Source organism: Thermoanaerobaculia bacterium (assembly GCA_035260525.1).
Lineage (GTDB): Bacteria > Acidobacteriota > Thermoanaerobaculia > UBA5066 > DATFVB01 > DATFVB01.
In genome coordinates this window covers 1-11046 of the sequence record DATFVB010000049.1, presented here as the reverse complement: position 1 = coordinate 11046, position 11046 = coordinate 1, and the positions used below count along the sequence as shown (strand labels likewise).

The 11046-nt window shown below is 66.5% G+C and carries 9 protein-coding genes; all 9 read right to left on the bottom strand.

Annotated features, from left to right (window positions below; all coding sequences use genetic code 11):
* A partial coding sequence (locus VKH46_02340) for an efflux RND transporter permease subunit (protein ID HKB69652.1) occupies window positions 1–1677 on the bottom strand: 1677 nt, incomplete at its 3' end.
* Window positions 1678–1876: 199 nt separating this feature from the next.
* Window positions 1877–2944 carry an efflux RND transporter periplasmic adaptor subunit gene (locus VKH46_02335; GenBank protein ID HKB69651.1) on the bottom strand — a complete coding sequence of 356 codons (1068 nt, stop codon included), beginning with the start codon at window positions 2942–2944 and terminating at the stop codon, window positions 1877–1879.
* Between the two features lie 64 nt (window positions 2945–3008).
* Complete coding sequence (locus tag VKH46_02330) at window positions 3009–3392, bottom strand: hypothetical protein (protein HKB69650.1); 384 nt, start codon at window positions 3390–3392, stop codon at window positions 3009–3011.
* Window positions 3393–3472: 80 nt separating this feature from the next.
* Complete coding sequence (locus VKH46_02325) at window positions 3473–3853, bottom strand: hypothetical protein (protein HKB69649.1); 381 nt, start codon at window positions 3851–3853, stop codon at window positions 3473–3475.
* Between the two features lie 9 nt (window positions 3854–3862).
* Window positions 3863–6448 (bottom strand): protein kinase, encoded by a 2586-nt coding sequence (locus VKH46_02320; protein ID HKB69648.1) that lies wholly within the window; start codon window positions 6446–6448, stop codon window positions 3863–3865.
* 293 nt (window positions 6449–6741) lie between these two features.
* Window positions 6742–8751, bottom strand: a complete 2010-nt coding sequence (locus VKH46_02315; GenBank protein HKB69647.1) for a CocE/NonD family hydrolase — start codon at window positions 8749–8751, stop codon at window positions 6742–6744.
* Window positions 8748–9494 carry a hypothetical protein gene (locus VKH46_02310; GenBank protein ID HKB69646.1) on the bottom strand — a complete coding sequence of 249 codons (747 nt, stop codon included), beginning with the start codon at window positions 9492–9494 and terminating at the stop codon, window positions 8748–8750. Before VKH46_02310 ends, VKH46_02315 begins: the two co-directional genes overlap by 4 nt.
* A gap of 16 nt (window positions 9495–9510) precedes the next feature.
* A complete protein-coding gene (locus tag VKH46_02305; protein ID HKB69645.1) occupies window positions 9511–10152 on the bottom strand; it encodes an amidohydrolase family protein in 642 nt (213 codons plus the stop codon).
* Window positions 10153–10296: 144 nt separating this feature from the next.
* On the bottom strand, window positions 10297–11046 hold a 750-nt coding region (locus VKH46_02300; GenBank protein ID HKB69644.1), incomplete at its 5' end, for a hypothetical protein.

The following is an 11046-nucleotide window of genomic DNA, read 5'->3' as shown; positions in this document are numbered from 1 at the left end:
TGCGGACGGCACGATCCGGAAGACGAGATACGTCAGGGCGAGGCCGGCGAGGAAGGCGATCCCCATCAGCCGCCGGCGGGGGACGAGCCTCCCGAGCAGGTCGCGGTAGCGGTTGGTCGACGCGGCGATGGCCGCGTTGATCTTCCCGAACACCCCTTTCGGGTGCTCCCGCTCGTGGCCGAGGAGCTTCGCCGCGAGCGCCGGCGAGAGGGTGAGCGCGTTGAAGGCCGAGAGCGCGACCGCGAACGCGATCGTCAGCGCGAACTGCTTGTAGAGGATCCCGGTCGTTCCCGGGAAGAAGCCGACCGGGACGAAGACGGCCACGAGCACGATCGACGTCGCGATCACCGCGCCGGCGACCTCCCGCATCGCCGAGGACGACGCGGCCGGGGCGCCGAGGCCGCGCTCGCGGATGTGGCGCTCGATGTTCTCGATCACGACGATCGCGTCGTCGACGACGAGGCCGGTCGCGAGCGTGATCCCGAAGAGCGTCAGCGTGTTGATCGAGAAGCCGAGCAGCTTGACGAACGTGAAGGTCCCGACGAGCGACACCGGAATCGTGACCGCGGGGATGAGCGTCACCCGCCAGTCCTGCAGGAACAGGAAGATGACGAGGATCACGAGAGCGATCGCTTCGAGGAGCGTGATGAGCACCTCGCGGATCGATTCCGCGACGGCGGCCGTCGGGTCGAACGCGATCTGGAACTTCAGTCCCGGAGGGAAGCTCCGGGCCAGGCGCTGGAGCTCCGCTCGGACCGCCTTGTCGACCGCGAGCGCGTTGGCCGTCGGGAGCTGGAGCACGCCGAGGCCGACGGCGTCGACTCCGTTGAATCGCAGCTTCGTCCCGTAGCTTTCGGCTCCGAGCTCCGAGCGCCCGACGTCGCGCACCCGGACGAGCGTTCCGTCCGGCGCCGCCTTGAGCACGATGCCGTCGAACTCGGACGGCCGCGTGAGGCGGCCGACGGCGCGCACGGAGAGCTGGAACTGCTGCCCCGGCGGTGCGGGAGGCTGCCCCAGCTGGCCGGCGGGGACCTGCACGTTCTGCTCCTGCAGCGCGGCGACGACGTCGCCCGCCGTGAGCTTGCGGGCGGCGAGCCGCTCGGGATCGAGCCACAGGCGCATCGCGTACTTGCGCTCGCCGAAGATGATCACGTCTCCGACGCCGGGCACCCGCTTGATCGCGTCCTTCAGGAAGACGTCGGCGTAGTTGCTGATCCAGAGGCTGTCGTACTCTCCGTGCGCCGCGTACAGCCCGGCCGCCAGGACGAACGCGCTCGAGTTCTTCGCGATCGTGACCCCGGTCGTCTTCACCTCGTTCGGCAGGCGCCCCTGCGCCGACGCGACCCGGTTCTGCACGTCGACCGCCGCGACGTCGAGGTTCCGGGACAGGTCGAAGGTGGCGGTGATCGACGAGCTTCCGTCGTTGCCGCTCGTCGACTGGATGTAGCGCATTCCCTCGACGCCGTTGATCGCCTGCTCGAGCGGGGTCGTGACGGCGGTCTCGACCGCCTGAGCGCTCGCCCCCGTGTAGAAGCTCGAGACCGTGATCTGCGGCGGCGCGAGCTGCGGGAACTGCGCGACCGGAAGCGTGGGAATCGAGACCGCCCCGGCGAGGACGAGGAACATCGCGCACACGCTCGCGAAGACGGGACGGCGGATGAAGAAGTCGACGAACATCGATCAGAAATCCGAAATCCGAAACTCGAAACCCGAAACAAACTCGAAACCCGACTGGTCGAAATCCGAAACAGACGCAAAGGTTCGCAAGTTGAGACGCGAAACGGTTTCGAGTCGGCCGGCAATCGGGTTCGAGTTTCGGAGTTTCACGTTTCGAGCTCGTTTCGTATTTCGGATTTCGGATTTCGTGTTTCCCGAGTCACGATTCGGGATTGACAGGCGCGCCGTCGCCGATCTTCTGGACTCCCCCGACCACGACCCGGTCGCCCGCCTTCAGCCCCTCGCGGACGATGTAGTCGTTGCCGACGATTTCCCCGAGCTGAATCGGGCGCTGCCGGGCGACCGTCGCCCCGGGCGGACCGTCCACGACGAACGCGAAATCCTGCCCGCTGATCCTCACGACCGCGACGACGGGAATCGTCAGCGCGGGCGTCGAGCTCCAGACGATCCGCGCGCGGACGAGCTCGGCCGGGCGGAGAGCGCCCTTCGGATCGTCGATCGGCGCCTTCGCGAGGACCGCCTGCGTCTCGTCGGAGACCCGGGGAGCGACGAAATTGATGCGCGTGCGCGCGAGCACCGCGCCGGCGTCGTCGACGATCTCGACCGGGAGGCCGACCTTGAGATCGGCGGACCGCTCGACGGGAACGGAGACGTACGCCTCGAGCCCGGAGCCGACGCGGTCGAGCGTCGTGAGCGTCGTCGAGTTCGTCACCCGGTCTCCCACGCGGACCGGGATGTCGCCGACGATCCCCGCGGCGGGCGCCTCCACGCGGTAGTAGCCGAGGTCGACGCTCTCCTGCCGCACCTGGGCCTCCGCCGTCCGGGCGTCCGCCTGGGCGGATTCGAGCGCCGACTGCGCCTGGTCGAGGTCCTGCTGGGAAGCCAGCCCTTCGGAGAAGAGCTTCGCGATGCGGGCGTGCTGTTCCGACGCGAGACGAAGCGCCGCGACCTTCGAGGCGTGGGTCGCTTCCGACGCGTGGACGGTCGCCTGCTGCTTCTCCGGATCGATCTGGAGGAGGGGCGCGCCGGCCGCCACGCGGTCGCCCGACCTGACGAAGATCCGCGTCACATGCCCCTCGACCTGCGGCTGGAGCGTGATCGACTGCCGCGACTGGAGCGTGGCCACGTATTCCGTCGTCCGCGGCACGGGCACGGGCCGGAGCGTCTTCACCGCGACGGGCGTCGGCGGCGGCGCCGGAGGAGCCTTCTTCCGGCAGCCGGCGGCCGCGACGAGGGCCATCGCGGCGACCGCAACAGTTCGCTTCATCCCACGATAATAACGAAGAATCGGATCGGGAGTTTTCGCGCCGGGAGCCTGCGCCCGGCCGGAATCAGTGGTCGATGATCACGTTCGGATCGATTTCCTTTCCATTGAGAAACGCATGGTACTTGTACGTCCCCGGCGCAATGTCTTTGGAGATCGGCCCGGACTTGCATTGGTTCGGCTTCTTGCACGTCAGACCGGGAAACGGAGTGGGCGATTCGAAGACGAGGTTCAGGTTCGTCCCCTCCGCCGAACACCAGGAAATCACGTTGGCATTCTGTTTTGACAGGTGCGGGTTCTTGCAGCTCACCTGGTCGGCGACGGTCAGCGTGTGGGACTTCGGGGCCTCGTCGCACGGCGTGGGTGTGCAGTCCGCAGTCGCCACGGCGCCGTATCCCAGAACGATGACCCCGAGAACCAGAGCCGGCTTCTCAAATCGGAACTTGCGCAACGTTTCTTCTCCTTTCGAGCTCGATCGCCGGGGTGCGGCGTCGCCGACGTCTCACGGCCGGGCGGCGCCGCTTTCGTCGATCACTTGTCGATGATCACGTTCGGGTCGATTTCCTTTCCGTCCAACCAGGCGTGGTACTTATGGGATCCATAAGCGGACCCGGGCGCGATGGCTCCGGACCAACATTCGTTGGGCTGCCCGCAGGTCAGTTCGGGGAAGGGCGTCGGCGGCTCGAACACAATGGAAAGGTTCGTCCCGGCGGCCGAGAACCACTTGATGTCGTTCTTCTTCTCCTTTGACACGTGGGGGTCCTTGCAGCTGACCACGTCGGCGACCTTGATCCGATGGTTTCGGGCGGTCGTGTCGCACGGCGATGGGCCCTGCTGCGACGTCGCGCAGGACAGGACCGTCGTCACGAGGGCTGTTTCCAGGACGAGAGTGACCTTGGAAGGCAGGCGCATAATTCCTCCTCAAAAGCTCAACTTCCCGGCAGCGCGCAGATCGGCGAGCTCCGGCTCGCGCTCGACGAAGACTTTCGAATAACCCGCCCCGAGCGCCAGGCGGATCCGATCGACCGCCTCCGCGGTCTTTCCGACGAGATTGGAGACGATGGCGGCATTATAGAGAATCTCGGGGTTCTTCCCGTCGAGAACGAGCGACTCGGAAGCATGACGCTCGGCCTCCTCTCCGTGGCCCGTCTTGGCGAGGCAGAGCGCCAGCGTCGAGTGGGCCATCGGATTCTTCGCGTTGATCTCCAACTCCTTTCTGCAGAGGAGCATCGCGCGAGCGTAGGCCTCCGCGGCGGCGGCCCGCATCCCCGGAGCCCATCGGCGCGCGTCGCCCAGGTTCGACCAGATCTGGTAGTGGTCGGGGGTCAGCCGGGTGGCGGCTTCGAACGCCTCCGCCGCTTTCGCATACTGGCCCTGGAAGAATTCCGCGGTTCCGAGATTGGCGTACGTCGTAGCCGGCACTGGTAACCCGACGCTCCGCGCGAGCGAGAGAGATTTCTGGAAGGAATCGATCGCCTCTTCGAAATCGCCAACGAGCAATTCAACGCCACCCAGATTGCCGTACGCTCTGAAATTGTCAGGAACAAGCGACGTCACTCGGCGGAAGTTGTCGGCGGCTTCGCGGTACCGGCCGCGACCGGCCTGGAATGCCGCGAGATTGCTGTAGCCGGCCCAGTAGGAGGGCCACAGCTCGATCGCGCGCCGGTATGCGCGCTCGGCATCGGCCATTCGATCGGAGGCTTCGAGCGCGTCCGCGAGACCGGAGAGCGCTTCGAAGTTGCTCGGCTCGCGGGCGAGGGCGCGCTCGAACGCGGGAACGGCTTCCTGGGGGTTTCCCTTGCGCGTCTGCAGAACGCCGGCCGTCATATAGACTTCGGGCAGGTCAGGATCGAGGCGCTCCGCGCGTTCGATGCTCCTTTCCGCTCGGGAAACGAAATCGACGCTTCGAGTCTGGTCGAACTTGTGGATGTAGGCGCGGGCGAGCGCGGCCTGGACGAGCGCGGAGGAGGGAGCATTTTCGGCGAGATCTTCGAGAAGCGCGATCGCCTTGTCGATCGATCCCGGCCGGTCGTACCGCTGAAGACAACCGATCGCTTGCAGATAGCGGTCCTGTTCGCCCGCTGTCTCGAGGCCGGAGGAGCGGGGGGAAACCTTCGCCCGGCGGACGGCGAGAGACGTTCCGACTCTTTCGGCCAGGCGGTCCTGTATCCCGAAGAGATCCGTGTCGCTCCCGTCGATGGCGTCTCCGGCGATCTGGGCGCCATCGCGGGCGCTCCAGACGGAATACGTGATCCGGATCCGATCGCCGCTCCGTTGGATCGATCCGCGCAGGAGATAGCCCGCGCCGAGACGGCTCGCGACCCGGGACGGGTCGGACTCGCGGTCGGAAACGTTCACGGCGGAGACGGGGGTCATGACCTGGATCCCCGGAAGATTCGCCAGCCGCGCGCTCACCGTCTCCGCGAGGCCGTCCCCGATGAGCTGGCCGCCGGCCGTCCCGCTGAGATCCTTGAACGGCAGCACCGCGACAGACTTGGTCCCTCCTGACCTTCGGCGCGGGAAGCGCCAGAGGAAGATCCCGATCGAAACCGCCGCAACCGCCGCCGCGGCGATGAGGGCCGTCCGCCGGCGGCCGCGCGCCGGCTTCCGCAGCACCCCGCTCGCCGACGATCGCCGCGGCTCGACTTCCGAGAGCACCTCCTCGATCGCGAGGCGCGCGTCGCCGATGTCGCGCAGACGCTGGTTCGGGTCCTTCTGGAGGCAGCGCAGGAGAAGCTCGCGGATCGCCGGCGGCGTGTCCGCCGGGAGCGCCGACCAATCGGGCTCCCGCAAGAGGATCGACGCGAGGGCGTCCGAGACGGATTCCCCGGCGAACGCCCGGCGCCCGGAGAAACATTCGAAGAGGACGCAGCCGAACGCCCAGATGTCCGTCCTCTTGTCGATCGTCTTCCCCCGCGCCTGCTCGGGGCTCATGAACTCGACCGTCCCCATGATCACGCCGGGGCGCGTGTCCTCCATCGGCGGCACCGTGATCTCCTGCGAGACCGCGTCCGCATCCGCCTTGAGATTGCCCATCATCTTCGCGAGGCCCAGATCGAGGAGCTTCACGCGTCCTTCGGGCGTGACCATGACGTTGGAGGGCTTGAGGTCCCGATGGATGATGCCCCGCTCGTGCGCCGCTTCGAGCGCCTCGGCGATCTGGCGCGCGATGCGGAGGGCGTCGACGGGCGAGATCGTGCGGCGCAGCCGGTCGCTCAAGGTTTCGCCCCCGACGAGCTCGAGAACGAGGTACCGCGTGTCGCCGGATTCTTCCGCCCCATAGATCGCGGCGATTCCCGGATGGTTGACGGAGGCGAGGAGCCGCGCCTCGCGCTCGAACCGGGAGACCCGGCCGGCGTCGCTGCCGAGCGCCTCCGGGAGGACCTTCAGCGCAACGTCCCGGCCGAGCTTGCCGTCGCGCGCCCGGTAGACCTCTCCCATCCCTCCCACGCCGAGGAGGCCGGTGATCTCGTAGTTGCCGAGCCGGGTACCCGCCGCCAGAGTCACGAGCCCTCCACGTCGCCGCAGACCCGGCCGAAAGGGTGCTTACCGAAAGAATACACCGCCCCGCCGTCGCGAGGACGGGGGATATTCCCGTGGGGACCTGGACCTTCTAACCATGCGCGGGTCTTGGCGTTGCCGCGGCCCGCATCGACCCCGGCGGTTACGAGCGGATCATCCCGATCGTGATCGAAAAAGGCCCCGACGACATCCGTCGCCATGGGGCGGATTGCCACTCGTCGTCGGGCTATTCGAGCTCTCGGAGCGCTCCGGCCGCCCGGAGATGGATGGGCGCCAGGTCACTTCGTGCCGTCCATGGATTCCGCGGGCGCCGCCAGCGGCAAAACCAGCCGGCTCGCCCGCTGCCCGTCGTGGAACACTTTGATGCGCGCGATCCGCGCGTCTTCGAGCTTTTCGTAACCGATCCGTCCTCCGGTGTTGTAGTTCTTCTGATAGGCGGGCGAGTTGAGCGGCGCGATCGTGAGACGCAGGCGCGCGCCCGCCGGAATCCTCCGCGCCATCCACCGGAATTCGAACGGAATCTCGGCGATCTGATCGGGCCTGAGCAGCTCCTGCTTGAACGGATCGTCGCGGAAGCGCGCGCGCCGGATGTCCTCGCCGAGCTGCACCGTCGAGCCGTCGGGAAGCACCATCAGCACCTGGGCCCAGAGATCGAAGTCCGGCGCATCGGCCTGGATTTTCAGGTTCAGGCGCATTTGCCCCGCGACCTCCACGTCCTGAGGGAAAGGTTCGGAGTGAAACACGATCGCTCGCTTCTGAAAATCGCGGAACTGGCTCGTCAGATTTTCGTCTCTGGCGTATCTGACGACTTCGAGCTCGGGGAGCTCGTGCGGATCGCTGACGACGACGGCGGGCGGCTCCGCGCCGGGCGGCTTTCGCGCGAGTGAGCCGGAATGAAAGACGTCTTCTGGCGTGCCCTCCGGCGCATCCAGAAAGAACGTCAGGTCCTTGCCGGAAGATGCCGCTTCCAGCGTCTTCGCATAGCGCCACTCGTCGGCGCCGAGCATGAAGTACGTGACCCGGTCATGGAGGAGCGCCGGCCGAGGTCCGCGTCCGAGCGCATAGTCGTACCAGTCCGCGCGCAGCTTGTTCATGTCGATCACGGCGGCATCGGGAATCGCCAGGCCTTCGATCTCTTTCACCGGGTGATGCGTCCCCAGGTGATCCCACGGACCGATGATGAGGTAGTGCTTCGCAACCGCGGCCGCCGGCGCATGGGCAATGTGGCCTCGGTAGTAGCGCAGAGCTCCGGGCTGGTCGTCGTCGAAGTACCCGGTCGCCGACAGAATCGGAAAATGCATCGCGGCGTAGTCCGAGACTTTCGGCTCCGCCGCGAGATTAAAGGTCCGATCGCCCACGTGGTCGAGCCACATTTTCATGAACGAGAGTTTCTTGCCGCGTTCGTCGACCATCCACCAGTCGTCCTGGGCGATCCCGACGGCGTCGTCCAGCTCCCGGAACGGACGGTAGGCTGCATATTCTTCGAGCATCTTTCCGGCCCAATAGCCGCGATTCGCGAGAAAGCCAGTATTGAGCTGGCGACCCGAGGTGAGCCCCATGATCACGGCCGAAAACGCCTGTGGGATCCCGTTCGTGTTCGGCACGTCCCATCCGGGATAGATGGAGACGTAGGGGGCGATCGCCCCAAGGTGCGGCGGGTTCTGGGCAGCGGTGCGCCACTGCGTCATGCCGAAGAACGAGGCACCGTACATCACGACATGTCCGTCGCTCCAGGGCTGCGCCGCAATCCATTCCACGACGTCGTAACCGTCGCGTCCGACCTGCAGGCCGAGACTGTCGCTCTTCACGCCCCCGGAGCGGCCGCGGCCGCGCACGAGGACTTGCACGAACACGTAACCGCGCCGGACGAAAGTGGCGAAGCCGCCGCCGAAGCCTCCATCGATGTCGTACTGAGTCAACTCCAGCATCGCCGGAGCCTTGCCCTTCAGGTTTGACGGCTTGAAAATCCAGGCCTCGAGCTCGACGCCGTCCCGCATCGGAATCATGCGGCTCATCTCGATGTCGTAGCCGGGGCCGACCGGCTTCGCGGACATCGCCGGGGCGGCCATGCGGATCGGCTCCCGAACCGAGCCGGGAGGTCCTTCCGGGGGGAGCGCAAGTGTCGGAGCGGCTGCAAGGACGACCACGAATGCCAGAGCTGCACGGATCATCATGATTTCCTCATTTCCCGTCACCGGTGAGGCGGCGCAGATGCTTCGCCCCCGAACGCGCCGCGAAAATCGTCCGTTCCAGAGATGTTCTCGGGTGGGCGTGCCTTCGCGAATCACGACACCATCCAGGTTACGACGCGCGTCCAAGCATGAGTCCGCGCACCGACGTCGGCCAGGTGCATCGAGACGACAAAGAGCGCTGCACCCCAGGCGAATGCCGGGTGCAGCCTGTGGTTGCGAAGCGTGTCGACGGCAACCGCCAGGGTGATGCAGGCATCGGCGAGAAGGATGGCCACCGACAGGCCGCCTCGCTCGATGAAGCCCAGCGGAATGCGGGCGAGGGCGGCGACAAGAATGGTCAGCGTCGCCAGCAGCATCAGGCGCTTGTGGAAATCGGCGCGCCGCCGAAAAGCGATGGCCGCGCCCACCAGCGTCGCAAAAACCCCGATATTCACCAGACCCGTTCCGAGAAAGAGAATGGACCGTGGCCCGTCGGCGGGACTGTTCACGTCGCGTGCGGCTGCATGAACCAGCACCGTGACGACCACCACGACCATGGATATCGCAAGCCCGGCGCCGAAGACGCCGAGCCGCCTGTGCACGACCACCCGGTGCGATGCGATCAGACACGTTTGCACGAGAAACAGCGAAAACCACCCGGTCATCAGCGCGCCGTGCAGGTGGAGAAGCCACGGCAGCGCGGACGTGCGGAACAGCGCCTTCAGGTAGTACGTCCGCGCGAATCCCGTGAGCACGACCGCGAACGCGGACACGCATGCGATGACGTAAAAGCGGTGGTCGATGCGGCGGCCGCCTCGCCGTCCTGCTTTCCCGCCGAGGAGGGATGTGGTCTTGCTCACGACACCAACGAGGTTTTCATGGGTTTGTCTCCCGCGGCTGGACGCTTCCAGCCGACAGCGCCTTTCCGTCATAGACGACTTTCCCGCCGACGATGGTCAGCACGGACTCCGTCTTCGGAATGGCGAGTGCGCGGCTGTTCAAGATGTAGGCGTGTCCCGTAACACTCGCGAGAAAGACCGGATGATCGCCGGCGAGCTTGTCCAGTGAATCGCGCGCCGCGTCGCGATCGGTGAAGACCGTCGGACCGATGTACGCGAGAAGAGGAGCTCCTCGACGCGCCTTCACGACTGCGGCGGCAAGGGCCTCTCTCACATCGGGCCACGAGGGGTCGAGGGTCTTGAATGGCAGTTCAACCGTATCCGCAGGAAACACTTCCAGGTGGTTGTGGGCGTCGTTGATTCCCGGAATCACGGTCCGCCCGCCGAGGTCGATCTCCCGGGTTTGCGGACCGGCGAGCGCTTCGATCTCCGCAGAATCGCCGGTCGCGATGATCCGCTCTCCACGGATCGCCAGTGCCTGAACGTAAGGATGCACGGCATCGCTCGTGAAGATCTTTCCGTGGAACAGGACCAGGTCCGCCTTCCCCGATTCAGCCGCTGCGAATGCGCCGACCAGGCTCAGGATCGCGGCGGCACATGCCACTCGCGTCGTTTTCATCATTGCCTCGTTTCCTTCTTGTTGGCGGCCACGTCTCGGACGAGAGCGGCGGTGGTGCCGCCGATCGCTCGGTCGCGCCGGATACGCGGAGACGTCAGCCGGCAACGCGTCATCGTCATGCACCGACTCCGGCAGCCCTCGTCCTCATCGCAGCATGACGAGCATCTCGACCGTGCCGCGGCCCGATTCGAGCGGCTGCATGGCCTTCCCGATGACCGTCCCGGGCGCCGGCATTTCGGGAGCCCTCATCGCGTGTCCCGAGATCGAAGACGACACGAGCAGGTCCCCCGGGTGTATCGGGCCGTTCTCCGTGGTGACCTTGACGGGGATCATGCCCGCCACGGCAAGGGGAACCTGGGGCGCGCCTTCCTTCTCGAGGCCCGCGATCATCGCCGGCTGCGTCGAGAAGACCCCCGCCACGTCGGTCTCGTTGGCTTTCGTCGTCCGGAGGAGCCGCCCGTCCGGCCCGATCGCCACGACGTCTCCCGGAGCGAGCCCCGCCTGAGACGGCAGACGGTCGGCGAAGTCGTTGCTGTTGCCGTTGAAAGAGAGCGCGGCGACGGCGCCGGCGGAGCTGACCGTGAATTGAGGGCTGACCGCGCCCCCCCCGAAGCCCTTGATGAGGTACCCGCCGGAGTTGCCGTTGCCGACGACGAGCGCCGAGTCGGTGCTGTTGTTGGTCGCGTAAATGGCGATTCCATTGCCCTGCGCCCGCAGCGCGGAGCCGTTCAACCCGGTTCCTCCCGACTGCGCCACGACGCCAAACCCCGTGACCGAGCCTCCGAGAACTCCCGCGACGCTGCCATCGCCCTCACCCACCACTCCCGCCCCGCCACCGGAGTTCGCCAGATTCCAGCCGAAGACGCCGTCGCCCGAGCCCGCGTGCGTGTATCC

Bases quoted from the DNA above. Each gene is read 5' to 3' on its own strand.
- VKH46_02335 (HKB69651.1), bottom strand. From the start codon at position 2,944: ATGAAGCGAACTGTTGCGGTCGCCGCGATGGCCCTCGTCGCGGCCGCC.
- VKH46_02305 (HKB69645.1), bottom strand. From the start codon at position 10,152: ATGAAAACGACGCGAGTGGCATGTGCCGCCGCGATCCTGAGCCTGGTC.
- VKH46_02325 (HKB69649.1), bottom strand. From the start codon at position 3,853: ATGCGCCTGCCTTCCAAGGTCACTCTCGTCCTGGAAACAGCCCTCGTG.